Source organism: Symbiopectobacterium sp. RP (genome assembly GCF_050472005.1).
Classification (GTDB): domain Bacteria; phylum Pseudomonadota; class Gammaproteobacteria; order Enterobacterales; family Enterobacteriaceae; genus Symbiopectobacterium.
Genome location: NZ_JBGOGS010000002.1, coordinates 1171579 through 1196318 on the forward strand (window position 1 = coordinate 1171579; position 24740 = coordinate 1196318).

General features: G+C 51.4%; 23 protein-coding genes and 9 pseudogenes. 18 read left to right on the forward strand and 14 right to left on the reverse strand.

Annotation, left to right across the window (positions count from 1 at the left end):
* Window positions 1-114: 114 nt before the first annotated feature.
* Window positions 115-762: pseudogene (locus ACD630_RS25230) on the forward strand (IS630 family transposase); the annotation flags it as partial.
* Window positions 763-891: 129 nt separating this feature from the next.
* Here the strand turns inward: ACD630_RS25230 and ACD630_RS25235 are convergent.
* Complete coding sequence (locus ACD630_RS25235) at window positions 892-1161, reverse strand: transposase (RefSeq protein WP_430361293.1); 270 nt, start codon at window positions 1159-1161, stop codon at window positions 892-894.
* Window positions 1162-1452: 291 nt separating this feature from the next.
* Entirely contained in the window at window positions 1453-2619 is a 1167-nt protein-coding gene (locus ACD630_RS25240; RefSeq protein ID WP_430361024.1) for a tRNA/rRNA methyltransferase, read from the reverse strand.
* A gap of 301 nt (window positions 2620-2920) precedes the next feature.
* Between ACD630_RS25240 and trxC the strand changes: the two are divergent.
* The 6 genes and pseudogenes from trxC (at window position 2921) to ACD630_RS25270 (ending at window position 9846) form a co-directional block, all read left to right on the forward strand.
* Window positions 2921-3340: pseudogene (trxC, locus tag ACD630_RS25245) on the forward strand (thioredoxin TrxC).
* 130 nt (window positions 3341-3470) lie between these two features.
* On the forward strand, window positions 3471-4292 hold the full coding sequence (locus ACD630_RS25250) for an IS630 family transposase (RefSeq protein ID WP_430361025.1): 822 nt from the start codon (window positions 3471-3473) through the stop codon (window positions 4290-4292).
* Window positions 4292-5056: pseudogene (locus ACD630_RS25255) on the forward strand (tRNA-uridine aminocarboxypropyltransferase). Before ACD630_RS25250 ends, ACD630_RS25255 begins: the two are co-directional and overlap by 1 nt.
* 186 nt (window positions 5057-5242) lie before the next feature.
* Window positions 5243-7906, forward strand: coding sequence for a GNAT family N-acetyltransferase (locus ACD630_RS25260; RefSeq protein WP_430361026.1), 2664 nt, complete (start codon window positions 5243-5245; stop codon window positions 7904-7906).
* Between the two features lie 152 nt (window positions 7907-8058).
* The gene (pssA, locus tag ACD630_RS25265) at window positions 8059-9414 is read left to right on the forward strand and encodes a CDP-diacylglycerol--serine O-phosphatidyltransferase (RefSeq protein ID WP_430361027.1); all 1356 of its coding nucleotides are present in this window, start codon (window positions 8059-8061) and stop codon (window positions 9412-9414) included.
* A 306-nt stretch (window positions 9415-9720) separates the two neighbouring features.
* Entirely contained in the window at window positions 9721-9846 is a 126-nt protein-coding gene (locus ACD630_RS25270; protein ID WP_430361294.1) for a helix-turn-helix domain-containing protein, read from the forward strand.
* On the opposite strand, the gene ACD630_RS25275 is transcribed toward ACD630_RS25270, so the two are convergent.
* The 6 genes and pseudogenes from ACD630_RS25275 to purM form a co-directional block, all read right to left on the reverse strand.
* Window positions 9807-9941 (reverse strand): hypothetical protein, encoded by a 135-nt coding sequence (locus ACD630_RS25275; protein WP_430361028.1) that lies wholly within the window; start codon window positions 9939-9941, stop codon window positions 9807-9809. The genes ACD630_RS25270 and ACD630_RS25275 overlap by 40 nt on opposite strands.
* A 32-nt stretch (window positions 9942-9973) precedes the next feature.
* Window positions 9974-10168 (reverse strand): annotated as a pseudogene (locus ACD630_RS25280) (transposase); the annotation flags it as partial.
* A 38-nt stretch (window positions 10169-10206) separates the two neighbouring features.
* A pseudogene (locus tag ACD630_RS25285) lies at window positions 10207-11238 on the reverse strand (IS256 family transposase); the annotation flags it as partial.
* Window positions 11211-11414, reverse strand: a pseudogene (locus ACD630_RS25290) (hypothetical protein); the annotation flags it as partial. The pseudogenes ACD630_RS25290 and ACD630_RS25285, both read right to left, overlap by 28 nt.
* Before the next feature lie 216 nt (window positions 11415-11630).
* Entirely contained in the window at window positions 11631-12269 is a 639-nt protein-coding gene (gene purN / locus ACD630_RS25295; protein ID WP_430361029.1) for a phosphoribosylglycinamide formyltransferase, read from the reverse strand.
* A complete protein-coding gene (gene purM, locus ACD630_RS25300) occupies window positions 12269-13306 on the reverse strand; it encodes a phosphoribosylformylglycinamidine cyclo-ligase (protein ID WP_430361030.1) in 1038 nt (345 codons plus the stop codon). The genes purN and purM overlap by 1 nt, the downstream gene beginning before the upstream one ends.
* A 317-nt stretch (window positions 13307-13623) precedes the next feature.
* On the opposite strand from purM, the gene upp reads away from it, so the two are divergent.
* The 3 genes from upp (at window position 13624) to ACD630_RS25315 (ending at window position 16079) form a co-directional block, all read left to right on the forward strand.
* Window positions 13624-14250: a uracil phosphoribosyltransferase gene (upp, locus tag ACD630_RS25305; protein WP_430361031.1), complete on the forward strand. Its 627-nt coding sequence runs from the start codon at window positions 13624-13626 to the stop codon at window positions 14248-14250.
* Between the two features lie 212 nt (window positions 14251-14462).
* A complete protein-coding gene (uraA, locus tag ACD630_RS25310) occupies window positions 14463-15749 on the forward strand; it encodes a uracil permease (protein WP_430361032.1) in 1287 nt (428 codons plus the stop codon).
* A gap of 87 nt (window positions 15750-15836) precedes the next feature.
* Window positions 15837-16079 (forward strand): hypothetical protein, encoded by a 243-nt coding sequence (locus ACD630_RS25315; protein WP_430361033.1) that lies wholly within the window; start codon window positions 15837-15839, stop codon window positions 16077-16079.
* Here ACD630_RS25315 and ACD630_RS25320 read toward each other — a convergent pair.
* A pseudogene (locus tag ACD630_RS25320) lies at window positions 16059-16622 on the reverse strand (transposase); the annotation flags it as partial. The gene ACD630_RS25315 and the pseudogene ACD630_RS25320 overlap by 21 nt on opposite strands.
* Before the next feature lie 11 nt (window positions 16623-16633).
* On the opposite strand from ACD630_RS25320, the gene ACD630_RS25325 reads away from it, so the two are divergent.
* Window positions 16634-16795 (forward strand): hypothetical protein, encoded by a 162-nt coding sequence (locus ACD630_RS25325; RefSeq protein WP_430361034.1) that lies wholly within the window; start codon window positions 16634-16636, stop codon window positions 16793-16795.
* A gap of 242 nt (window positions 16796-17037) precedes the next feature.
* Window positions 17038-17745: a DnaA inactivator Hda gene (gene hda / locus ACD630_RS25330; RefSeq protein ID WP_430361035.1), complete on the forward strand. Its 708-nt coding sequence runs from the start codon at window positions 17038-17040 to the stop codon at window positions 17743-17745.
* Here hda and arsC read toward each other — a convergent pair.
* Together arsC and ACD630_RS25340 are read right to left on the reverse strand one after the other, a co-directional pair.
* Entirely contained in the window at window positions 17740-18096 is a 357-nt protein-coding gene (arsC, locus tag ACD630_RS25335; RefSeq protein WP_430361295.1) for an arsenate reductase (glutaredoxin), read from the reverse strand. The two genes, hda and arsC, sit on opposite strands and share 6 nt — an antisense overlap.
* Window positions 18097-18116: 20 nt before the next feature.
* Window positions 18117-18377: pseudogene (locus tag ACD630_RS25340) on the reverse strand (hypothetical protein); the annotation flags it as partial.
* A 16-nt stretch (window positions 18378-18393) separates the two neighbouring features.
* On the opposite strand from ACD630_RS25340, the gene ACD630_RS25345 reads away from it, so the two are divergent.
* On the forward strand, window positions 18394-18516 hold the full coding sequence (locus ACD630_RS25345) for a hypothetical protein (protein ID WP_430361036.1): 123 nt from the start codon (window positions 18394-18396) through the stop codon (window positions 18514-18516).
* Here ACD630_RS25345 and ACD630_RS25350 read toward each other — a convergent pair.
* Window positions 18465-19067, reverse strand: coding sequence for a hypothetical protein (locus ACD630_RS25350; RefSeq protein WP_430361037.1), 603 nt, complete (start codon window positions 19065-19067; stop codon window positions 18465-18467). The two genes, ACD630_RS25345 and ACD630_RS25350, sit on opposite strands and share 52 nt — an antisense overlap.
* Before the next feature lie 72 nt (window positions 19068-19139).
* A complete protein-coding gene (srmB, locus tag ACD630_RS25355) occupies window positions 19140-20477 on the reverse strand; it encodes an ATP-dependent RNA helicase SrmB (RefSeq protein WP_430361038.1) in 1338 nt (445 codons plus the stop codon).
* A gap of 151 nt (window positions 20478-20628) precedes the next feature.
* Between srmB and trmN the strand changes: the two are divergent.
* The 5 genes and pseudogenes from trmN to rseC all read left to right on the forward strand — a co-directional run bounded on the left by trmN (window position 20629) and on the right by rseC (window position 24443).
* Window positions 20629-21380 (forward strand): annotated as a pseudogene (gene trmN / locus ACD630_RS25360) (tRNA(1)(Val) (adenine(37)-N(6))-methyltransferase TrmN).
* 320 nt (window positions 21381-21700) lie between these two features.
* The gene (rpoE, locus tag ACD630_RS25365; RefSeq protein WP_430361039.1) at window positions 21701-22276 is read left to right on the forward strand and encodes an RNA polymerase sigma factor RpoE; all 576 of its coding nucleotides are present in this window, start codon (window positions 21701-21703) and stop codon (window positions 22274-22276) included.
* Window positions 22277-22326: 50 nt separating this feature from the next.
* Complete coding sequence (gene rseA, locus ACD630_RS25370) at window positions 22327-22983, forward strand: anti-sigma-E factor RseA (RefSeq protein WP_430361040.1); 657 nt, start codon at window positions 22327-22329, stop codon at window positions 22981-22983.
* On the forward strand, window positions 22983-23960 hold the full coding sequence (rseB, locus tag ACD630_RS25375; protein ID WP_430361041.1) for a sigma-E factor regulatory protein RseB: 978 nt from the start codon (window positions 22983-22985) through the stop codon (window positions 23958-23960). The genes rseA and rseB overlap by 1 nt, the downstream gene beginning before the upstream one ends.
* 24 nt (window positions 23961-23984) lie before the next feature.
* Window positions 23985-24443, forward strand: a complete 459-nt coding sequence (gene rseC, locus ACD630_RS25380) for a SoxR-reducing system protein RseC (protein ID WP_430361042.1) — start codon at window positions 23985-23987, stop codon at window positions 24441-24443.
* 76 nt (window positions 24444-24519) lie between these two features.
* Here rseC and ACD630_RS25385 read toward each other — a convergent pair whose 3' ends face one another.
* Complete coding sequence (locus tag ACD630_RS25385) at window positions 24520-24648, reverse strand: transposase (protein WP_430358722.1); 129 nt, start codon at window positions 24646-24648, stop codon at window positions 24520-24522.
* Between the last annotated feature and the right edge of the window lie 92 nt (window positions 24649-24740).

Sequence of the window (24740 nt, forward strand, 5' to 3'; positions counted from 1 at the left end):
CTTGTCATTTCAGTTTTACAGTTTTCTTATGAGGCCTAACTGCATGATTTTGCGTTGCGAGGATCTGCCGTTTCACCGGGGGTGCAGCATAAAATATGTTTATTCAACAAAGCCGGTTTCTCCTACAAAAAACCGGCGGGCGTACCCCATAAATTCAGTGAAGAAAATCAGAAGCATTTCATTGAATATTATAAGAATTTAAAGAAAACAGCCGGCAATGAGCCGATTCTGTTTATCGATGCGGTTCATCCGACACAAGCCACAAAGCTCAGTTATGGATGGATACGAAAAGGGCATAAAAAGTCAGTTAAAACAACGGGAAGTCGAACCCGTCTGAATATACTGGGTGCGCTGAATCTGAGCGATATCGGCGGTACGGTTATTCACGATTACAAAACAATTAATGACTACAACATTGCTCGTTTTTTCATTGAGATACGCAAACGTTACCCTGATTACCGACAGAGAATCCATGTAATACTGGACGGTGCGGCTTATCACCGAACCCAATTGATTAAGGATTGGGCCTTTGTCGTGAACATAGAGCTTCACTATTTACCGCCTTACAGTCCGAATCTGAACGCGATAGAACGCCTGTGGAAAGTGATGAATGAGCATGCACGGAATAATCGCTATTTTGAAAATACCCGCGATTTTCGGGATGCAATATTCAATTTTTTCACGGCTTTGTTGAATAAACATATTTTATGCTGCACCCCCGGTGAAACGGCAGATCCTCGCAACGCAAAATCATGCAGTTAGGCCTCATAAGAAAACTGTAAACCTGAAATGACAAGCATTTTCTACCAAAACTGGCTTGGCAAAACAGCATGACTCACTATTATTCAACAAAGCCCCAAAACTGGCATGGAAAAACAGCATGATTACCTATTATTCAACAAAGCCCCCAATTGGGTTAAGATCTGGCGAATATGTAGGCAAATACTCCACCATATACCCTGCATCGATGATGACTTGTTGAATATTATGTTTTTTGTGAAAAATTGCATTGTCCATCACGATTACCCTGTTTTTAGGGAGTACTGGGATAAGGACTTGTGTGACCCAAGAATAGAAAACATCACTGTTAATATTGATATCAAATAATCCGATAGCAAACAGCGTTGTGCCTAATAAAGCGCCGAGGTTTTGTTGAATAATAGGTAATCATGCTGTTTTGCCAAGCCAGTTTTGGTAGAAAATGCTTGTCATTTCAGGTTTACAGTTTTCTTATGAGGCCTAACTGCATGATTTTGCGTTGTGAGGATCCGTCGTTTCGCGATACCTTCGGAAACAGCTGGTGCCGGACGGACCGTCCCCGACGCGTTCCAGACGCGGCGGGGACTTTCGCAGCATCCATGCTGCTCATCCTAGCCCCATCTTTTTTCTCAGCGCCATTGGACGCGGGAAGTCAAAACAAAACCCCAGTCTGCCAGTTCGTTCTCTAACGCATCACTCTTCAGTGATGCTGTGCTGCCGCCACCATTCCGACAGCAAAATCCCCGTCGCAACGGAGATATTCAGGCTTTCCACTTTACCCGTACCACCGATAGACAGCGGCAAATCACCCTGCTGCCAAGTGCTGTCCGTCAGGCCATCACTTTCATCCCCCACCACCAATACCACTTTCTTCGGCAATGCGGTTTGTGCCAGCGGCTGCCCTTTGTGGCTGGAGGTGGTCGCGATGGTATAACCCGCGGCGCGGAACGCATCCAGCGCCGCGGGGAAACTATCGGTTTGAATGGCATTCACATGCTCTGCGCCGCCTTCTGCCGTGCGCACTGCCGCGCCAGATTCCAGCAACGACGGATCGTGAATCAGCACCCCTTCGACACCAAAGTGCGCGCAGGAGCGCACGATACCGCCCAGATTATGCGGATTACCCACATCTTCCAGCGCCAGCACGCAATCTGTTTCCTTCGCCTGTGCCTGTGCCAAATAATCATTCACATCAGAGCCTTGGCGTTTCTTGATCAGGAAGCACACGCCGCCGTGGTGATCGGTGCCAGACGCCTTGGTGAGTTCTTCATCATCCACCACATGGTAGGCTTTACGGTTCGCCGCCATCCAGCGTAACGCTTCACGGAAACGCGGCGTCACTTCTTGCAGGAACCAGGCGCGCACAATGGCGTCCGGACGGTTGGTAAACAGCGCCTGACAGGCGTTTTCACCATAAACCCGCGTCTCTTCCTGACGCTGACGGCGAATCTGCTCGGAATCGAGACGACTCTTGCCCACAATCCCGCAGTGGTCTGGTGTCTCTACGGCATCCAGTGCGCGTGACACGGTTTTCCACGGTGAATCACTACCGCGACCGTAATCTGCCCGATCATCGCGCCCAGCATTGTCATTATTGCGGTGCGGATTTTCACGCACATAGCGCGGGTTCATGTCACGCGGATCGCGTGGTTTAGTACGCCCATCTTTATCGCGGTTGTCGCGATTATCACGCGGCTTGCCGCGCCCGTCTTTGTCTCGGTTATCACGCAGCACGGTTTTTTCGTTATCATTGCGGCGATCGCGCGCGCCGTCTCCGGTACGCGAATTTTTCTTTTCGTCCTCATTACGGACGTACATTACGCGGACCTTTCCGCTCTTACTACCCGCTGAATCGCTCATTATTTTCTCCACCAACGCGCTGGCGCGAAGATTACCTGATGTACACCCGCGACGTTACCGACTTCGGGTATAAAAGCGGAGTTTCCGTGAGACCTCGGCAAACCATGACACCGAAACCTGAACCACAACGGTGATGTCTATTGTAATCATTGAGGAAACCACATTGTTTCTTCAGACGGCCATCACCATAATACGTTTACGTTTTTGCAACATGCTGTTGTTTTTCAAGCTGCCATCTGGTTATGGCATAACGTTGACCACAGCACATCTATTTTAGCCGTTTTATGATTTGAGGTCGCCTATGAACACGGTATGCGAATCCTGCCACACCACGAACCGTTTACCTGAAGAACGCCTTCACGACTGCCCAACCTGTGGCCGCTGCGGTAGCGAGCTGTTTTCCGGTGAAGTGATCAATGCCACCAGTGCCACATTCGACAAGCTGTTGCAAGACGATTTTCCTGTGCTCGTCGACTTTTGGGCTCCCTAGTGTGGTCCCTGCGTTGCCTTTGCCCCGATCTTTACGGCGGTGGCGCAAGAGCGCGCGGGTAACGTTCGCTTTATCAAAGTGAATACCGAAGCTGAGCAGGAATTGAGCGACCGTTTTCGTATTCGTAGCATTCCAACGCTGATGGTGTTTAAACAGGGTAAACCGGTAGATATCATGAGCGGTACGTTGCCGAAAACGCCGTTCGAAAACTGGTTAGATGAAACGGTTTGAGCCGTTAAGCCATGTAATAAAAGCAGCACTGGGGCTTTCTGTCCTCCAGTGCGTCAAGCAGAATAGCGCTTTTTAGCGACTCCCTATGCGCGATATAGCTAAACGACTTAATTTTGATTACATTATTTAAATGAGCTATTCAATTGATTTTAGACGTAAAGTGATATCTACACGCGAAGAAGAAGGGTTGAGTATCCGAGAAACAGCGAAGCAATTTCGGATTGGCCCTGCCTCTGTATCGCGTTGGATTAATCAAATAGCGTCAAAAGCATCGACCACGCGTCAGCGAAAGAGCGATAAATCCGAGTTGATAAAAGATGTTGAACCATATCCAGATGCTTACCAAAAAGAACGTGCAGAGCGTTTTGGCGTTTGTCAGAAGGCCATTTGGCAAGCTCTTAAAAAGCTGGGATTGACCTATAAAAAAACGCTACGTCATCCGAAAGCCGACGAAAGCGCCCTGCAAGCATTTCAACAAAAAATACAACAGTATGAAAAAGAAGGCAAACCTATTGTTTTTATTAATGAAAGTGCTTTTCCACACGATACCCCACGGACTCACGGCTATTCCCCAAAAGGTCAACGGTGTTTTGGCCTGAAGAACGGGGGAGCCAAGGGAAGAACAAATGTTATCGGCGCTTTATTAGGCACAACGCTGTTTGCTATCGGATTATTTGATATCAATATTAACAGCGATGTTTTCTATTCCTGGGTCACACAAGTCCTTATCCCAGTACTCCCTAAAAACAGGGTAATCGTGATGGACAATGCAACTTTTCACAAAAAACATAATATTCAACAAGTCATCATCGATGCAGGGTATATGGTGGAGTATTTGCCTACATATTCGCCAGATCTTAACCCCATTGAGCATAAATGGGCACAAGCAAAAAGCAAAAAAAGAGAGAGTGGTTGCGATACAGAGATTTTGTTCTCAGTCCATATGGTGTAATCAAAATTAAGTCGCTTGGCTATAACGCTGTTCTTCGTTTGCGCCAGCACCGGCTGGAACGCTCCACCCGCCCTTTTCGGGCCCGAGGTTGCCGTGTGGTACGTTGTCAACACTGCCTGCTGACGGTGACCAACTGTCTGTGCGACACCATCATCTCACATTCGGCACGCAGCCTTTTCTGTTTGATCATGTTCGATACCGAGCCGTTAAAGCCCAGCAATACCGGCCGCCTGATTGCCGATATTCTGCCCGACACCTAGGCCTTTCTCTGGTCACGTACGGAGCCTGATCCGGCGTTGCTGGCGGCACTGCAAACCTCGGACTATCAACCCTATCTGGTTTTTCTTGCGGATGAAGCTGAGCCGTCGCGTCAGGTATAGCAAAACGACTTAAAAATGATTACAACAGATACCCTGATATGTGGCAAAAAATACAGCTAATTGTTATCAAAATAATGTCGCTTTGCTATATTGCACCGTTTACCGGATAACGCCAAGCCGCCGCTGTTTGTGCTGCTGGACGGTACTTGGCCGGAAGCGCGCAAGATGTTTCGCAAAAGCCCTTATCTAGATGCACTGCCCATTTTGTCGCTTGCGGTTGAATCACTTTCACGCTACCAACTGCGCGAAACCAGTAGCGCAGGACAACACTGCACGGCGGAAATTGCTGCCGCACTGTTGCAACAGGCGGGTGATAAGGATGCCAGCCAAGGCCTGCTCAATCACTTCGACAGCTTTCGTCAGCGTTATAGCCAACCGACTTAAAAATGATTACAACAGATACCCTGATATGCGGCAAAAAAGCATAGCTGGCTGTTATCAAAATAATGTCGGTTGGCTATATCTGGCCGGTAAAGCACATCGCCCTGTGCAGGAAATTTCATCGACTGTCACAGCATAAAGGCATAAAAACCGCTATGATTCAGCTCTCTGTCATGTCGGGAGCGAGCCATGAGTCAGCGCGGGTTAGAAGCGTTATTAAGACCAAAATCGATCGCCGTGCTGGGTGCATCGGAGAAACCGTGGCGCGCCGGTTTTCTCATGATGCAAAACCTGCTGGGCGGTCACTTCACCGGTCCGATCCTGCCCGTCACGCCCAAATACCGTGCCGTCTGTGGCGTACTGGCTTATCCCGATGTGGCAAGTTTGCCCATTACTCCCGACCTAGCGGTTCTCTGTACCCATGCCAGTCGCAATTTACTGCTGCTGAAAGCGTTGGGCCAGCGCGGTTGTAAAACCGCGATTATTCTCTCTTCGCCCCCCGCGCAGGCGGAAGCGCTCAAAGCCTGCGCCAGCCGCTATGCCATGCGTCTGTTGGGTCCGAACAGTCTGGGGATACTGGCCCCGTGGCAAGGTTTCAACGCCAGCTTCTCTCCCGTCCCGATCGTCAAAGGCAAGCTGGCGTTTATTTCTCAGTCCGCTGCGGTTTCCAATACTATTCTCGATTGGGCGCAGCAGCGCGGCATCGGTTTTTCCTACTTCATCGCACTGGGTGACAGCTTGGATATCGATGTGGATGATGTCCTCGATTTTCTGGCGCGTGATGGTAAAACCAGTGCCATTCTATTGCATCTGGAACAGCTTAAAGATGCGCGGCGTTTTCTCTCCGCCGCGCGTAGCGCCGCCAGAAACAAGCCCATCCTGGTCATCAAGAGCGGCCGAACGCAGCTTGCTCAGCAGTTACTGCACGGGCACCAACTCGGGTTGGATGCCGCCTACGATGCGGCGATCCAGCGTGCCGGTCTGCTACGGGTACGAGACACCCACGAGTTGTTCTCCGCAGTGGAAACGCTGAGCCACCTGCGCCCGCCGCGCGGCGAGCGCTTGCTTATTGTCAGTAACGGCGCATCACCCGCCGCACAAGCGCTCGATCAACTGCTTAGCCGACAAGGCAAACTGGCGACCTTGACGGAACAGACTCAGCAGAAGCTGCGCGACATATTGCCCGAGGAAGTCCACATCGGAAACCCGCTCGATCTGCGCGACGACGCTACCGCTGCGCGCTACCTCAGCACGCTTTCGGTGCTGCTGGACAGCGATGACTACGATGCTCTGCTGATCATCCACGCACCGAGTGCCGCCGCGCCCGGCACCGAAAGCGCACAGCAATTGATTGCCTGCTGTCAGGCACATCCGCACGGCAAACGTATCACCTTACTTACCAACTGGTGTGGCGAATATTCCTCTCAGGAGGCACGTCGTCTGTTCAATGAGGCTGGCATTCCCACCTACCGCACGCCCGAAGGAGCGGTCACTGCCTTTATGCATATCGTGGAATACCGGCGTAACCAGAAGCAGCTGATGGAAACGCCGGCCCTGCCGCACGATCTCGGTATCAATGCCGCTCAGGCGCACCAACTGATTCATCAGGCGTTGACGGATGGGGTAACACAGTTGGATACCCGCGAAGTTCAGCCAATTTTACACGCCTACGGGCTGCACACCTTGCCGACTTGGATTGCCAGTAACAGTGCAGAAGCGGTGCATATTGCCGAACAGATTGGTTACCCGGTCGCCATCAAGCTACGTTCGCCGGATATCCCGCACAAATCCGAAGTGCAAGGGGTGATGCTCTATCTGCGCACCGCCCATGAAGTCCAGCAAGCCGCCGATGCGATTATCGATCGTATCAAACGCGCCTATCCGCAGGCGGGTATTCGCGGGCTGTTAGTACAAGGCATGGCGAATCGCGCTGGTGCACAAGAATTGCGTATCGCGGTAGAACAGGACCCGATCTTCGGTCCGCTGATTTTATTGGGCGATGGCAGCGTGGAATGGAACAAGGATTCGCAGGCGGCGGTGGCCTTGCCACCGCTCAATATGACACTGGCGCGCTACCTGATAATGCAAGCGCTGAAAAGCGGAAAAATACGCGGGCGCAGCGCCCTGCATCCATTGGATATCGCCGGGCTCAGCCGGCTGCTGGTGCAGGTTTCCAACCTGATCCTAGACTGCCCGGAAGTGCATCGCCTCAATATTCATCCGCTGCTTGCATCAGGCAGTGAATTCACCCTGCTGGATGTCACACTCCATCTCGCACCTTTCTCTGGTGACCCCCAATCCCGATTAGCCATCCGCCCTTATCCCCAAGAGCTGGAAGAACAGGTGCAGCTCAATAATCAGGAGTATTGCCTGTTTCGCCCCATTCTGCCTGAGGACGAACCGCTGCTGGAACGCTTTATCGGCAACGTTACCAAAGAAGAACTCTACTACCGTTATTTCGGTGAAATCAACGAATTAAATCATGAAGATTTGGCGTACATGACGCAGATCGACTACGATCGGGAAATGGCTTTTGTGGCGGTGCGCCCGACGGCGTTCGGTGATGAAATCATTGGCGTAACACGCGCCATTTCCGATCCCGATAATATTGCCGCGGAATTCGCGGTGCTGGTGCGTTCAGACTGTAAAGGGATGGGGCTTGGTAAGCGTCTGCTCAGTAAGTTGATTGATTACACCCGTTGCCACGGATTAAAACAATTGAACGGCATTACCATGCCACATAACCAGGGCATGGTCGCCTTGGCGAAGAAACTCGGTTTCACGGTAAACGTGCAATTGGACGAAGGGATTGTCACGCTGGTGCTGCCGTTGAACACACAAAATGTTGCGTGACAGAGCGTTTATTTTGGCGGTCAATCTGGTAATGAACGGTAAAACTTACTCACTACGCCCGAAAAGTAGTGGTATCATCGCCCGATTCGGCATTCCCCTGACATCATTAATGACGGCCTTGCGCCAACTAATAAGAGAAGAAACGCACTGTGATGTTGTCTACATTTAAACGCAATAAATACCAACAACACCTTGCACAACTGCCCAAAATCCCTCAAGCAGCGGACGGCATTCAGACGTTACACTCCCCTGAACAGTTTCGCGCCGCGCTGATTAACCTGATCCAACAGGCCAAGACGCGAGTCTATCTGGTCGCACTCTATCTGGAGCAGGATGACGCCGGACAGGGCATACTCTCTGCGCTCTACAACGCCAAGCGCAGCAACCCCGATCTCGACGTGCGTGTGTTGGTCGATTGGCACCGTGCGCAGCGCGGGCGCATTGGTGACAAATCAGCGAGTACCAATGCGGATTGGTACTGCGACATGGCAGAAAAAAACGCTGACGTGAAGTTTCCCATTTATGGTATTCCCGTCAATACACGCGAAGCACTCGGCGTCTTGCACCTGAAGGGCTTCATCGCTGATGACTGTGTGCTGTATAGCGGTGCCAGCCTGAACGATGTCTATCTGCATCAACATGATAAGTATCGCTACGATCGCTATCAGCTTATCCATAATGCGGCGCTGGCCAACACCATGTCGGGCTACATCACCACGCTGCTAAACGATCCGGCGGTGCAACGTCTGGACAGCCGTTCGCGGCCCAAAAATCTGGAAATTAAAGAGGATATTCGTCAATTCCGCCAAACGCTGCGCACCCTAGCTTACAACACGCCCGGCAGTGAGGGCGTCAATGGAGAACTGACGGTCACGCCGTTAGTCGGGTTGGGTAAACAAAGCCCACTAAATAACACCATCCATCACCTGATGTTTTGTACCGAACATCGGCTGGTAATGTGCACCCCTTATTTCAACCTGCCCGCACTGCTGATCAAAAACGTGGTGCGCCTGCTCAAAGAGGGCAAGCAGGTGGAGATCATCATTGGCGACAAGACGGCTAACGATTTCTTTATTCCCGAAGATCAGCCGTTCAAGATCATCGGCGCATTGCCCTACCTGTATGAAATCAACCTGCGCCGCTTCGTCAGCCGCTTGCAGCGTTATATCGACAATCAGCAGTTAACCGTGCGGTTGTGGAAGGATGGGGATAACAGCTTCCACCTCAAAGGGCTGTGGTCCGACGATACCTGGCAGTTACTGACAGGCAATAACCTCAATCCTCGCGCGTGGCGTTTGGATTTGGAAAACGCCATCCTGATCCACGATCCTGAAAAAGTGCTGCTGGAACAGCGGTTGCAAGAGTTGGAGCAGATTCGCGCATACACCACGCCGCTCCAGAGCTATACCGATTTGCAAGGTATCGCGCAATATCCTGTGAAAGTACGTAAATTGATACGCCGCTTGCGCCGTATCAGGATCGACAGGCTGATCAGTCGGATTCTGTAATTCAACACCGTAAGACCCCGTTCAGCGGGGTTTTTGATTATCTGTGCAGACACCATCTCTGCTCATAACGCCCTTCTCCGAGCCATATTGCCATAAAACTGACTTTTCCGTTCTCCTAATGAAACCACGTTCCATTTATATTGAAATAATCAATACTACTGAGCTCGTTTTGTGATCTGCATCTAGGTAAATAAAATACCCTTCCGTTATTATTGTTCTATATAAAAAACCACAGTTTCACATATAAAACCACTATGAATATCTTCCAACAACTTGAGCAAAGCACCAGCGGCAGTCCGTCTCGTGATGATCGTTGACTATATTGCCAATCGTGATGAAGCCAGCTTTACCGAGATCTGTACCGATCTGTCTATACCGAAAAGTAGCGTACATCATCTGCTTGAAGTATTGACGGTATCACAACTATTATAGCCAAGCGACTTAATTTTGATTACACCATATGGACTGAGAACAAAATCTCTGTATCGCAACCACTCTCTCTTTTTTTGCTTTTTGCTTGTGCCCATTTATGCTCAATGGGGTTAAGATCTGGCGAATATGTAGGCAAATACTCCACCATATACCCTGCATCGATGATGACTTGTTGAATATTATGTTTTTTGTGAAAAGTTGCATTGTCCATCACGATTACCCTGTTTTTAGGGAGTACTGGGATAAGGACTTGTGTGACCCAGGAATAGAAAACATCGCTGTTAATATTGATATCAAATAATCCGATAGCATTGTGCCTAATAAAGGAGCCTGTTTAAGATTTTGTGTAAATGCCTTTCCTCAGAAGTGACCGTCAAGGCGGTCACCGAACTCGATAATAAAGCGACTCATTGCCATACGCCAGTCCTGTAAGGGCATCGTCCATTTCTGTGATGCCACCTGGATTGCCAGCCATACGACTTTCTTCACCGAGTTATCAGTCGGGAACACCTTGCGTTTCTTGATTGCATGCCGGAGCACGCTGTTCAGTGATTCTATAGCATTCGTCGTGTAGATTACCTTGCGAAGTTCCTGCGGGTACGAGAAGAATGTCGACAGGTTGGCCCAGTTTGACTGCCAGCTCCGGCTTATCTGCGGATAGCGGTGATCCCATGTCCCACCGAACGTCTCCAGCGCCTGAAGCGCAGCCTCTTCGGTTGGAGCCTGATACACTGCTTTGAGGTCGCGTGTTACCGCCTTATAGTCCTTCCAGGCAACGAAGCGCAGACTGTTGCGCACCATGTGCACGATGCACAACTGGATGCGGGCTTCCGGGTAGACCGTGTTGATGGCATCCGGGAACCCTTTCAGGCCGTCCACACAGCCAATGAGGATGTCGGTCAGGCCACGGTTTTTCAGTTCTGTCAGCACGTTCAGCCAGAACTTTGCACCTTCATTTTCGGCCAGCCACATCCCCAGTAGCTCTTTCTGGCCTTCGATATTGATACCCAGCGCCAGGAACACAGACTTATTGATAACGCGGCTGTCCTGCCGGACTTTCAGAACGATACAGTCAAGGTAAACAATGGGATAAACCGCATCCAGGGGGCGATTTTGCCATTCAACAACCTGCTCCATAACGGCATCGGTGACCTTCGATACCAAGGCGGGTGAGACATCCGCATCATACAGCTCTTTGAACGCAGCGGCAATTTCGCGGGTGGTCATCCCTTTGTCATACAACGATAAAATCTGGTTATCCATCCCGGAGAGCCGGGTCTGGTTCTTCTTCAGCAGTTGCGGTTCAAAGGAACCATCACGATCACGTAGTGTATTCAGTTCCAGCGGACCATCGCCGGAGGTAACAGTCTTTGTGGAGTAGCCATTGCGCGCTGTGCCGGATTACCGGGTTCCAGCAACGCAAGGGTATAGAGCAAACGGCTTTCACCGAGAAAAAGACGTGAAGGATTATCGGGAATCGTTACCTGCCGTCCCAGCAGGTCGGTAACGGTCTTTCCCCTAGCGGTGGCGCCAACAGCAGCATGACCAGTAACGCTTTGGTCAGGAATAATGCGCGCATATTCGCCCTCTGCATAAAATCGAGCAGGTGGTAATAAGTATGAGAGTGATTATCAATAACGCCAAGGCGGGGAAAATGCGACAAAACGATAATGTTGTTTTATATCATTAGAATGGTAATACTTTCGTAAGTAAATAAAGTGTCGTTCAGCGGGAACTTTCAGGGAGGCAGAGTGCTACCGCCTGAAAGTCAGCGGGAATTAGCGTTATTCGGCAGCATAACCCTGTTTGGGAATACGCACGCCGTCGAGCCAAGCTTCGCCCTCGAGCATTTTAAGACGCCCTTCGGCAAACCAGTTCACCACCAATGGATAGATGGTGTGTTCCTGAGTTTGTACCCGAGTGGCGAGCGCTTCTTCCGTATCATCACCAAACACCGGGACCTTGGCTTGCAGAATCAGAGGACCGCCATCCAGTTCGTCAGTCACGAAGTGGACCGAAGTGCCATGTTCCTTATCGCCATTTTCCAACGCCTTGCGATGGGTATGCAGGCCCGGGTACTTGGGCAGCAGGGACGGGTGGATGTTCAGCATTTTGCCTGCAAACAGCGCAACAAACTCCGGGCTGAGGATGCGCATATAACCCGCCAGTACCACCAGGTCCGGTTGGTATTGCGCCACCTCTTCTGCCATTGCAGCGTCAAAGGCAGCCCGGTCAGCGAACCCTTGTGGGTCGATGACATGGGCCGGAATCTCGGCTTCTTGCGCCAGTACCAGACCATAGGCTTCTGGATTATTGCTGAATACGGCCGCGATATTCGCTTTGACACGCTTGCGCGCGCAGGCGTCAATCAATGCCTGCAAGTTGCTTCCTTGACCTGAGAGCAAGACAACGATGTTTTTCATTAATTAATGACCACTGCGTCTCCGGCGTTAGCGGGTTGAATAACGCCGATTTTCCATGCTGTTTCACCCTGGCTATTGAGGAATGCCACGGCTTCCTCTGCCTGTTCAGCAGGCAGTGCGATAATCATACCCACACCGCAGTTAAAAGTACGGTACATTTCGTGACTGCTGACGTTGCCCGTCTGTTGCAGCCAGTTGAACACGGCGGGCCACTGCCAGCTGGATTCATCAATGTTAGCTTGCATGCCTTCTGGCAACACGCGCGGGATATTTTCCCAGAAACCGCCACCTGTCAGGTGAGCAATCGCGTGGACATCCACTTTTTCAATCAGCGCCAGAATGGATTTGACGTAGATCCTGGTCGGGGCCAGCAGGTGATCGGCCAGTGATTTTCCCTCAAGCGTCGTCTGTTCTGGATCGGTTTTGCTCACCTCGAGAATCTTACGTACCAGCGAATAGCCGTTAGAGTGTGGGGCACTGGCTGCCAGTGCTACCAGAGTATCACCTGCCTGCACTTTACTTCCGTCGATAATCTCTGATTTTTCAACAACACCGACGCAAAAACCGGCTACGTCGTAATCTTCACCGTGGTACATGCCGGGCATTTCAGCGGTTTCGCCGCCGACCAGCGCACAGCCTGACTGTTTGCACCCTTCGGCGATACCGGTGATCACGCTGGCGGCAGTATCGACATCCAGTTTCCCCGTGGCGTAGTAATCCAGGAAGAACAGCGGCTCTGCCCCTTGAACTACCAGGTCATTGACACACATAGCCACCAGATCGATACCGATGGTGTCGTGGCGTTTCAGATCCATGGCAAGACGCAGCTTGGTGCCGACCCCGTCAGTACCGGAAACCAGAACCGGTTCACGGTATTTTTGGGGCAAGGCGCACAGGGCACCAAAACCGCCCAGACCGCCCATCACTTCAGGACGGCGGGTTTGTTTCACTACGCCTTTAATACGGTCTACCAATGCGTTACCAGCATCAATATCCACGCCTGCGTCTTTGTAGCTAAGAGAGGTTTTGTCGGTCACTGCGGAGTCCCCACGGAGAATACAATTGGTGGTGAGATAGCGAGCATATCCAGCCTGGTGGATCTACCCCTATCGAAGCGCGCTAATTCTAACAGCGAGAGCAATCGTTTGCGAGTGGTGTGTTGGCTGCTTTGCATTTTTCCTGTTCAATGAGAATTTCCCTGCCCGGTTGATCTGGATCAGGCTATAACCTGTAGCGCTTAAGCAAAAAAGCGGTATAATTCCGCGATTTTTTTATGATGGGCTGCCATGTCCGCCCTCTGCGCACCGATTCTGTGTCGTGAGGATATCCGTCCACTTTCTATGGGGGGAATAGAATGAAGGTCGTCGAGGTTAAACACCCGCTCGTCAAACATAAGCTTGGCCTGATGCGTGAAAACGATATAAGTACAAAACGCTTTCGTGAACTGGCATCCGAAGTCGGCAGCTTATTGACCTATGAAGCCACGGCCGATCTGGTTACTGAAAAAGTGACTATCGAAGGCTGGTGCGGTTCGGTGGAAGTCGATCAGATCAAAGGCAAAAAAATTACTGTGGTGCCGATCCTGCGTGCCGGTCTGGGCATGATGGAAGGTGTGCTGGAAAATGTACCGAGCGCACGCATCAGCGTGGTGGGTATGTACCGCAACGAAGAGACGCTGGAGCCGGTGCCTTACTTCCAGAAACTGGTCTCGAACATTGATGAGCGTATGGCGCTGGTGGTGGATCCGATGCTGGCGACCGGTGGTTCGATGATTGCCACTATCGATCTGCTGAAAAAAGCGGGTTGCCAGAGCATCAAGGTATTGGTACTGGTGGCTGCACCGGAAGGGATTGCTGCGCTGGAAAAAGCGCACCCTGACGTTGAGCTGTATACCGCCTCGGTCGACAAAGGGCTCAACGAGCATGGCTATATTATGCCGGGTCTTGGTGACGCGGGCGATAAGCTCTTTGGTACTAAATAAGCCGTATCAGCCGACTGAGTAAGTCGGCTTTTTTTTGCGTCGGTTTCGTTGCGCAACGCCACGACAGTTTTTCACCCATATTTCGCACGATTTCTATAATCAGCCTCGCTTCCCTACGCGGTGACGCGTGGGGGCGGCTGGGCTGTGATAACGATGCTGGGCAAACCGGCTAACCACACAACATCAAGTGACTTTTACAGAGGATATAAACGATGACTCGTCGCGCCATCGGGGTGAGTGAACGACCCCCCTTGTTACAAACCATCCCGCTGAGCTCCCAGCACCTGTTTGCCATGTTCGGCGCGACGGTGTTGGTACCGATTCTGTTCAAAATCAACCCTGCGACTGTACTGCTGTTCAACGGCATTGGCACGCTGCTCTATCTGTTTATCTGTAAGGGCAAGATCCCGGCGTATCTGGGCTCCAGCTTTGCCTTTATTTCTCCGGTGCTGTTGCTGCTGCCGCTGGGATATGAAGTGGCACTAGGCGGTTTTATCATGTGTGGTGTTCTGTTCTGCCTGGTATCGCTGATTGTGCAACGCGCTGGTACCGGCTGGTTGGATGTGATTTTCCCACCGGCGGCGATGGGGGCGATTGTTGCGGTCATCGGTCTGGAACTGGCTGGGGTTGCAGCGGGCATGGCCGGTCTGCTGCCTGCGGATGGCGCGTCAGTTGATAGCAAAACCGTGATTATTTCGCTGGTGACCTTAGGGGTTACCGTACTGGGCTCTGTGTTGTTCCGCGGTTTTCTGGCTATTATCCCGATTCTGATCGGTGTGCTGGTGGGCTATGGCTTATCGTTTGTCATGGGCGTCGTGGATTTCGCGCCTATCGCTCAGGCGCACTGGTTTGCACTGCCGACCTTCTATACGCCGCGTTTTGAATGGTTTGCCATTCTGACTATCCTGCCTGCTGCGCTGGTGGTGATTGCTGAACACGTGGGCCATCTTGTGGTTACCGCCAATATCGTGAAAAAAGATCTGATGCGCGATCCTGGCTTGCACCGCTCGATGTTTGCCAACGGCCTTTCTACCATGATTTCTGGTTTCTTCGGTTCAACCCCGAATACCACTTACGGTGAAAATATTGGAGTACTGGCCATCACCAAGGTCTACAGCACCTGGGTGATCGGCGGTGCGGCAATACTTGCCATTCTGCTTTCCTGCGTGGGCAAACTGGCGGCCGCGATTCAGGCCGTGCCGGTGCCGGTCATGGGCGGTGTTTCTCTGCTGCTGTACGGTGTCATCGGCGCTTCCGGTATTCGTGTGCTTATCGAATCCAAAGTGGATTACAACAAGGCACAAAACCTGATTCTGACCTCGGTTATCCTGATCATCGGGGTGAGCGGTGCGAAAGTACATTTGGGTGCTGCTGAATTGAAAGGCATGGCATTAGCCACCGTAGTGGGTATTGAGCTGAGTCTGCTGTTCGCGCTGATCAACCGTTTCAGAAGCGAAGAAGTGGTGCTGGATGCCGAAGATGATGCCGAGGAGACCTAGCGCGCGTCATAAATTGAGCATTGCTCTGGTTTCCGGGGATGGTATTATCCCCGGAAACAGAAAAAATATGACAAGGGATTGTTAATCATGAAGAAAACAACATTGGCGTTGTTACTTGGTCTTTCGTGTTCTGCTTTTGCCCAAGATGCTGATGACGCCGACAGGCTCTACGATCGTCTCGAACAGCAAGATAATACCGCGCTGACCGCTCTCAGCGATTTGGCTAAACGTCAGGACCCGCATGCCCTCTCCCTATTAGGGTTTGTCTACGAGTTTGGCGGAGTTATTAGCAAATCTGGTGTATGGCGATCAGGCTACGTTCCGCTCTGATGCTTCGTGAATCTGTTCTCCATCCTTAAATTGGACGTTGCTTACAACCAGGGTCAGCAGGTCAAATCCTCTTAGTCGATTCCAGCTTTTCTGAGCAGACCGGAGCAGCTTAAATACCATTGACAGGGTTGTTTCTCTCGAACCACCGTTCTTCGCGCCTCTGCTTCGTAGCCTCACAGTCGCAAAAGCCGATTCAATCGGATTTGTCGTTCTTATTGACGCCCAGTGCTCTGACGGGAAGTCGTAGAATGCCAGCAGTTCTTCTCGAGCTTTCTCCAGGTTCTTCATCGCTGCAGGATACTTCGCTGAAAACCTTGCCAACAAACATCAAAGGCTTCATTAGCGGCATCGCGGCTCTCTGCTAGCCAAACCTCCCGCAGCTCAGCCTTAACTTTCGGTTGCATGGCTTTGGGGAGTGAAGCCAACACATTAGCGGTTTTGTGCACCCAACAGCGTTGGTGCTGCGTGTCCGGGAATATCTTTGCCATTATTCCAAAAACCAAGGGCACCGTCTCCCGTAGCCAGCTTGGGAGATATAGCCAACCGACTTAAAAATGATTACAGCCAATGCCCTGATATGTGGCAAAAAAATACAGCTAATTGTTATCAAAATAATGTCGCTTGGCTATACCATGAATGAAAGCCTGTACGGCAGGGAATACAGCTCCTTTCGTTCCGCCACGCTGGTTCCGCAAAAAACCAAAGATTTTTGCTAGCCTGGAGACGTGACATTCCATATCGATTCCGCCACGGCGCGAATCAACGGACAGGAAAAAGATCTGTTGGCGACGGGGATTCTCAAGCCGTATGTCAAAAATGCCGGGTAACCGCATTGCCTTAGGACAATTTGCCTGAACAATGATAGGGTATTGAGAAAAGCAGCCCGGTTGATGCGCTATCAACAGGGCTCGCTTTCTGTGGTAAACTCAGTCCGTTTTCCCGCCGAATTGAACATGAGGTGCTTCTGAACACGCCGGCACAGCTTTCACTGCCACTTTCTTTGCCTGATGACGAAACCTTTGCCAGTTTCTACCCGGGAGAAAATGCGTCACTTCTGGCCGCCCTTCAGAACGTGTTGCAACAAGAGCACGGTAGCTATATTTACTTCTGGTCACGGGAAGGGGGAGGGCGCAGCCATCTACTGCATGCCGCCTGCGCGGCGTTATCACGTCAGGGCGATGCGGCGGGCTATGTGCCGTTAGACAAACGCGCCTATTTTGTGCCTGAAGTCCTAGACGGCATGGAGCAACTCGCGCTGGTCTGTATCGACAATATCGAATCCATTGCAGGCGATGATGCTTGGGAAATGGCGATGTTCAACCTCTACAATCGTATTCAGGAAGGGGGGCACACCCGGTTGTTGATCACCGGCGATCGCCCACCGCGTCAGCTTAATTTGCATCTGCCTGATTTGGCATCTCGTCTGGATTGGGGGCAAATTTATAAATTGCAACCGCTCTCTGATGAAGAGAAAGGTGAGGCGTTACAGCTGCGCGCCCGCCTGAGAGGCTTTGAACTGCCAGAAGATGTGAGCCGCTTTTTGTTGAAGCGGCTCGATCGCGAAATGCGCACGCTGTTTATGACGCTCGAGCAGCTCGATCACGCCTCGATTACAGCTCAGCGTAAACTGACTATCCCTTTCGTCAAAGAGATCCTGGGGTTATAACAGCGCGAGCACTTGCTCTGGTGGGCGGCCGATACATGCTCGTTCACCGTTGACCACAATCGGGCGCTCAATCAGCTTGGGATGTTCAACCAGTGCAGCAATCAGCTGTGTTTCACTTAACGTCGTGTCCGACAGATTTAATTCGCGGTACAGATCTTCTTTCTGGCGCATTAATTCACGTGCACTGCTAAAGCCTAACTGTGATAACAGTTGGCGAATCTGCGCGGCATCAGGTGGCGTATCCAGATGGAGCACCACGCGCGACGTGACGCCGTGTTGCTGCAACAGCGCCAGCGTTTCACGACTCTTGGAGCAGCGCGGGTTGTGATAAATAACGATATCGTGCGACATGGCCTGTTCCTTGCTGTTTATCAAGATTTTTCAAACTGACGGAAACGTTGCTGCAACTGGCGTAACTGGTCAATGCGGGCATCATAGCGCGCCTGCTCCAGACTGCAGAGTTTACTCAGCGAGCTGGCATTGCTGAACAGCCCGATGGCCTGATCCAGTTTTCCGGATAACGCCAGCTCCTCTCCGCGCGCGGCAAGCTCTTCGGCACGCATGCCTTGTGCGGCGGAGGCCTGCGCCAGCAGCGACCAGCCGTTTGGATCGCCCGGATTAGCGTAGGTATAGCCAACCGACTTAAAAATGATTACAGACAATGCCCTGATATGTGGCAAAAAAATACAGCTAATTGTTATCAAAATAATGTCGCTTGGCTATAATGTGCGCATATGCCCGATAGAGTCACCTTCACGGTCAATGAGATGAACTAACTTCTTCCCGGTATCAAGAGACTCAACGCGGGCGATATCAGCCGTCAAAGCATCCATATGAGTCAGACTCTCAGACAAGCCCTCGGTTAGCGTTGAACGACAACCCGCCCTATCGGTTAGAGTTTGAGACAGGGGCGCTATTGGTAAACCATTTGCAGCATCAAGCAGTAGGCTGGTTTGTAGTTCATAACCGACGTCGCCACCATGCGTCATTTTCAAACGTTCTTCTTTCCCATTGTGGGTACGAAACTGTAAATGAGACCAGTCGTGAACGACGGGAGCGTATGGATGCGGGCTAAGTGCAACCTGCCGGAGAGCCAGCGAAATAATCGGTTCATTGAGCTGACTGAAGCTAATACGTTCATTATTAAAAAAACGCCAAACGGCCTGAGTAGTGGCGAATGTTATTTTCTGCGCGCAGGTAAGGTCCTTAACGGCTGACGCCAATGGTGCTGCAGGAGTCATGTGTTGCTTAACCAGACACTGATAACGCCGGTTAAGGCGGGCACCAATCCCGCCGATGGATAAGTTGAGATCATGCAGCAACGTAATAGCAGATATTGCAAAAGATGTGTAGATACCTATGCGTTTGTGCCGGGGGACGGTATCGAAACAGAATTACTCTGTGCCTGAAGGCGTATCGTCCGTTTTCTGCGAAGGCTGGCGGCGCTTCCCTATATTCTTGCTGTCGCGGTGGCGCACTTTCACCTTGGTTTTTTCTTTCTCTTTCTTCTTTTTCTTCTCTTCAGCACGCTTAGCCAGTACTTTTTTCGACGGCTTACCGTTGGTTTTTTCGCTTGGCGCTTTGGTTTTTGGACGCAACGCATCAATGACGCGCGCTTTCAACGGCTCATTTAAGTAACGGCTGATCTTGCCAAGCAGCAAGTGATCGTGGGCTTCCACCAGTGAGATGGCACACCCTTTTTTGCCAGCGCGTCCGGTACGCCCGATACGGTGCAAGTAGATATCGGCCGTCAGTGGCAAGTCAAAGTTGAAGACATGACTAACATCATTGATGTCCAACCCGCGTGCGGCAACGTCTGTGGCGATCAATACATTGACCAGTCCCTCGCTCAGGCGCGTGATGGCCTGATTGCGTTTGGCTTGCACCATCTCGCCTTCCAGATGGCAACTGTTGATACCCGCTTCACGTAACCAAGCTGCAAGTTCATGCACGAGCTCGCGCTTACGCACAAACACGATGGCTCGGGTGGTTTCCGGCTGTTTCAGCAAATGTGCCAGCAGCGCGGTTTTATGCTCAGTATCATCAGCGCGGTAAAACCATTGCAGAATCTTTTTACGCTCACGCCGTGAAGGGTCGGCTTCAATCTCAAGCGGTTCTTTCAACAGTCGCTCTGCGAAATCTTTGACGGCATTGCCTTCCAGCGTGGCGGAAAACAGTAAAGTTTGTGTGCGCCAACGGGTTTCACCGGCAATATGTTCGATATCCTGAGCAAATCCCATGTCGAGCATACGATCTGCTTCGTCCAGAATCAGCGTTTCCACTGCGCGACAGTCAAAGTTTTCTTCTTTGATGTATTGCAGCAGGCGCCCCGTGGTCGCCACTACAATATCCTGATTCTCGCTGAAGACTTCAGCGTGGTTCATGTAGGCCACACCGCCAGTGATGGTTGCTACGTCCAGATGGGTGTGCGCCGCCAACGCTTTAGCCTGCTCGGCCACCTGCATCGCCAGTTCACGCGTGGGTGTTACGATCAGAATACGCGGCGGACCTGATTTTTTACGGGGAAAGTCAATCAGATGCTGCAACACCGGCAGCAGATAGGCTGCTGTTTTTCCTGTTCCTGTTGGTGCTGATCCAAGGACATCTCTCCCGTCCATGGCGGGCGGGATCGCCGCGAGTTGAATGGCGGTGGGGCGCACGTAGCCCATATCGCGCAAGGCATCTAGCAGGCTTTCATCAAGATCAAGATCGGAAAATTGGGTTGCAGCCATGGTCTACCTCTATTTGGGGCGCTGATTATAAACGCATTACGCGTGCACTTCATCATCTGTTTACACCGCCTTGGTGTCCTGTCGGCGGGATGCTTTCCCTGTTGCAGGGATTCCCTTATGCTACGGCGGTTTTCCGGAGGAGCAGCACATCATGCATCAGCACGCATCGCGATCACAAACATTGCGGCGCAACGGGTTCACGTTTAAACAATTTTTTGTCGCGCACGATCGTTGTGAGATGAAAGTGGGTACGGATGCCATCCTGCTCGGTGCCTGGGCTCCGGTGCCGCAAACCGGCTGTGTGCTGGATATTGGCTGTGGTTCCGGCATTATCAGCCTGATGCTGGCACAGCGTAGCCCAGATTCGGTGACGATCGATGCGGTTGAGGTAGAGCGCGAAGCCAGCACACAGGCACAAGAGAATCGGCAGGCCTCACCGTGGGCATCACGTATTACAGTGGTAAACCGTGATATTGAGACGTTTACGACACAAACCGCATCACGCTATGCGTTGATTCTCAGTAATCCTCCTTATTTTGCACCGGGCAGTGCGTGTCGGACCGAGGCGTGCAGCACGGCCCGTTATACAGAGAGTTTCTCCCATGAAACCTTACTCCATTGTGCTGCCAAGCTGCTGGAGCTGGGGAAGGGCGCTTTTGTGTGGTGCTACCGAGTCAGGTTGCCAGTGATTTTTGTAGCACGGCATGCCAACAAGGGTGGTCGGTACGTCAGCGACTGGCCGTACGTGATAGGGCATAGGGGCAACCGCATCGGGAACTGTTGACTTTGACGAAGCAAGCGGACCCCTGCGAGAGGCGAACGTTGATTGTCCGCGCAGAAGAAGATGGCAGCTACTCTTATGATTTTCGCGCATTGACCAAGGATTTCTATTTATTTATGTAGGATATTCCTTGTCGTTAACGATGGCTCGGGCACTCTCAGAGGCTAACGGTGCTATTGAACGTTTTTTCGCGTATGATCCCTTGACTGTCCCAGCTAAAGAACAGAAAGATGCGCGACGTGTACGGATGTAAACGCCGACGCGCGAAGATACATGGGGCATGCTGAGCACATAAAAAGGAACAAACGTTATCGGGAACTTTTGTTAACCGGTGGTGTCCGACCTACAGCTTGCTCAGATTATTTAATAACTTATTTAATAACGATATGGCTGGCAGTACTATTTTACGTGTGGGGAACGGTTTGAGGAGACATTACCTCGGATGAGCGAGCAGCTAGCAGATCGTATTCTGGTTGAACGTGTCCAGAAAGGCGACCAGAAATCTTTTAATTTACTGGTGGTGCGCTACCAGCACAAAGTAGCGAACCTAGTGTCACGGTACGTTCCTCTTGGGGATGTGCCTGATGTGGTGCAGGAGTCGTTTATCAAAGCCTATCGTGCGTTGGAATCTTTTCGCGGCGATAGTGCGTTCTACACTTGGCTGTATCGCATTGCGGTTAATACGGCCAAAAATTATCTGGTTGCTCAGGGGCGGCGACCACCGTCTAGCGACGTTGATGCCAATGACGCTGAAAATTATGAAACTGCCAGCGCATTAAAAGAAATATCGAACCCTGAAAACTTAATGTTGTCAGAGGAATTGAGAAGTATCGTTTTTCGAACCATTGAAGCGTTGCCAGAAGATTTACGGATGGCGATTACGCTACGCGAACTTGATGGCCTGAGTTATGAAGAGATAGCCGCCATTATGGATTGCCCGGTCGGCACTGTTCGTTCTCGCATATTCCGTGCGCGAGAAGCGATAGATAACAAAGTACAACCGCTAATTCAACGTTAACCCGGTTTTCGCGTTAACCATGATGGATTTGACAAGGTAAGGGTATGGGTATGCAGAAAGAGAAACTTTCCGCTTTAATGGACGGCGAGGCAGCGGATACCGAACTGCTTAACACATTGGGGCGGGATGCTGAACTGCAAAAAAGTTGGCAAAGCTACCATTTGATTCGCGATACGCTGCGTGCTGACGTGGCGCAGAGTGTCATTGAAATCGACATTGCCGCACGCGTTGCGAAGGCGATTGCCGAAGAGCCGGTGCGCATTGCGCCTCAGGCTATTCCCGAAGCACAGCCTCATCCCGATACTTGGTCACGTTTGTCGTTCTGGGACAAAGTGCGTCCTTGGGCAAGCCAACTGACTCAGGTTGGTGTGGCCGCCTGTGTCTCATTGGCGGTGATCGTCGGCGTGCAAATGCAACGTTCCCCGGATCAAGCTCCGGAAGCGCAAAACGACATGCCAGCGTTTAGTACGCTTCCCGCCATGGGCACCGCCTCTCCGGTAAGCTTGGGCGTACCGTCTGAAAACGTGGTGTCGCACGGTGGCCAACGTCAGGTTGAAGCACAACGCAACCGCATCAATGTCATGTTGCAGGACTATGAGTTGCAGCGTCGCCTCCATTCGGAGCCGTTGCAAGGTCAGCAAGATGAAGAACAGCAGGCCGCTATTCAGGTGCCTGGCACTCAATCTTTAGGAACGCAGTCTCGTTAATGAAGCGTGTTGGGTTTGCTTTTTGCATTCTGCTCGGTTGCTTACCCTATTCAACAACCGTCCTAGCGCGACCTGCGTCAGGTACGGTGTTGCAGCCTCAGCCCTCATACTCGCTGCAACAGATGGGCAATGCTATTCGGGCATTGAATTATGAAATACATTTCATCAATATTTCCCGTCAGGGCATCGAATCTCTGCGCTATCGCCATGCCCGCATAGATAACCGTCCATTGGCACAGCTGCTGTTTATGGATGGGCCTCGCCGAGAAATCGTGCAGCGAGACCGGGATATCAGTTACTTTGATACCGATCTAGAACCTTTCTCGCTTTCCGGCGATCACATCATCGATTCATTCCCCAGCTTGGTTTATGCCGATCATCAATCGCTGTCCGCGTTCTATGATTTCATTCCGGAGGTAGGAAGAGTACGGATCGCCGATCGCCTGTGTGAAGGCATGCGTATTATTTCCCGGGATGGGACACGTTATAGCTACAGCGTATGGTTTGATGTCGCGACCAAACTGCCGTTGCGTATTGACTTGCAGGATCGCAATGGGGAGCGGATGGAGCAATTTCTGGTGACATCGCTGGTGGTCAGTGATGATATCCGTGAGACGTTACGCTCATTATTAAGCGAAGGGTTACCGCCATTACTGACGACACCGTCGGTTGAAACGGTCGACCTGACTTGGATTCCTGAATGGCTGCCACAGGGCATGAAAGAGATCTCGCGTACCCGCAGAACGTTGCCTGGGATCAGCATCCCGGTGGAATCGCGCCTGTTCAGTGATGGTTTATTCAGCTTTTCTGTTAATATCACGCCATCGTCAGAATCCCGTGCCGAGCAATATGTCACGACGGGACGGCGAAGCGTACACACAGAAATCCGCAATGGGTATGAAATAACTGTAGTGGGCGAATTGCCCCCAACCACGGCTAAACGCATTGCTGATAATGTCATTTTTCAATCGCAGTAAATTCGCAAGATGTAGGGCGCAGGTATGATTAAAGAGTGGGCGACTGTGGTTTCCTGGCACAATGGCATGGCCGTGCTGCACTGTGAGCAGCGTTCTGGGTGCAGCGGTTGTCAGTCGCGTAAAACCTGTGGTACCGGGCTTTTGAGTGAATTGGGACAGTCCGCTGAACAGGCGCTGCACGTTCCGTGCGAGCAACCCTTGCTGCCTGGTCAACGCGTTGAATTGGGTATTTCCGAAAGTAGTCTGCTGCGTTCCGCCATGCTGGTCTATCTGGTGCCGCTGCTGGGATTGTTCATAGGGGCGGGATTGTTGCAGTCGCTGTTCGCCAACGATCTGGCGGCGGTGTTGGGCTCGTTGCTGGGTGCCGCGTTGGCGTTTATCCTGGTACGCGGCTGGTCGCTTAAATTAGGCGAGAAACGTCACTATCGCCCGGTTATTTTGCAGATAGTCCTGCCGGGACAGCCGCTGAAAATCGAATCCTGAACCTCATTTAACTGGGTGAGCCACTGCGCCACCCGGTTGTTTCTCACCGAGATATAGCTAAGCGACTTAATTTTGATTACACCATATGGACTGAGAACAAAATCTCTGTATCGCAACCACTCTCTCTTTTTTTGCTTTTTGCTTGTGCCCATTTATGCTCAATTGGGTTAAGATCTGGCGAATATGTAGGCAAATGCTCCACCATATACCATGCATCGATGATGACTTAGAGTTATGCTCATTTCTGGTGTACGGGGGGGTCGGGGAGGGTAGCGTATCCTGCTGATTGATTTTGTG

Coding starts and splice junctions, on each gene's coding strand:
- ACD630_RS25240 (WP_430361024.1), bottom strand. CDS start 2,619: ATGAGCGATTCAGCGGGTAGTAAGAGCGGAAAGGTCCGCGTAATGTAC.
- ACD630_RS25250 (WP_430361025.1), top strand. CDS start 3,471: ATGAGCTATTCAATTGATTTTAGACGTAAAGTGATATCTACACGCGAA.
- ACD630_RS25260 (WP_430361026.1), top strand. CDS start 5,243: ATGAGTCAGCGCGGGTTAGAAGCGTTATTAAGACCAAAATCGATCGCC.
- pssA (WP_430361027.1), top strand. CDS start 8,059: ATGTTGTCTACATTTAAACGCAATAAATACCAACAACACCTTGCACAA.
- ACD630_RS25270 (WP_430361294.1), top strand. CDS start 9,721: ATGATCGTTGACTATATTGCCAATCGTGATGAAGCCAGCTTTACCGAG.
- ACD630_RS25275 (WP_430361028.1), bottom strand. CDS start 9,941: ATGGGCACAAGCAAAAAGCAAAAAAAGAGAGAGTGGTTGCGATACAGA.
- purN (WP_430361029.1), bottom strand. CDS start 12,269: ATGAAAAACATCGTTGTCTTGCTCTCAGGTCAAGGAAGCAACTTGCAG.
- upp (WP_430361031.1), top strand. CDS start 13,624: ATGAAGGTCGTCGAGGTTAAACACCCGCTCGTCAAACATAAGCTTGGC.
- uraA (WP_430361032.1), top strand. CDS start 14,463: ATGACTCGTCGCGCCATCGGGGTGAGTGAACGACCCCCCTTGTTACAA.
- ACD630_RS25315 (WP_430361033.1), top strand. CDS start 15,837: ATGAAGAAAACAACATTGGCGTTGTTACTTGGTCTTTCGTGTTCTGCT.
- ACD630_RS25325 (WP_430361034.1), top strand. CDS start 16,634: ATGATTACAGCCAATGCCCTGATATGTGGCAAAAAAATACAGCTAATT.
- arsC (WP_430361295.1), bottom strand. CDS start 18,096: ATGTCGCACGATATCGTTATTTATCACAACCCGCGCTGCTCCAAGAGT.
- ACD630_RS25345 (WP_430361036.1), top strand. CDS start 18,394: ATGATTACAGACAATGCCCTGATATGTGGCAAAAAAATACAGCTAATT.
- srmB (WP_430361038.1), bottom strand. CDS start 20,477: ATGGCTGCAACCCAATTTTCCGATCTTGATCTTGATGAAAGCCTGCTA.
- rpoE (WP_430361039.1), top strand. CDS start 21,701: ATGAGCGAGCAGCTAGCAGATCGTATTCTGGTTGAACGTGTCCAGAAA.
- rseA (WP_430361040.1), top strand. CDS start 22,327: ATGCAGAAAGAGAAACTTTCCGCTTTAATGGACGGCGAGGCAGCGGAT.
- rseB (WP_430361041.1), top strand. CDS start 22,983: ATGAAGCGTGTTGGGTTTGCTTTTTGCATTCTGCTCGGTTGCTTACCC.
- rseC (WP_430361042.1), top strand. CDS start 23,985: ATGATTAAAGAGTGGGCGACTGTGGTTTCCTGGCACAATGGCATGGCC.
- ACD630_RS25385 (WP_430358722.1), bottom strand. CDS start 24,648: ATGGTGGAGCATTTGCCTACATATTCGCCAGATCTTAACCCAATTGAG.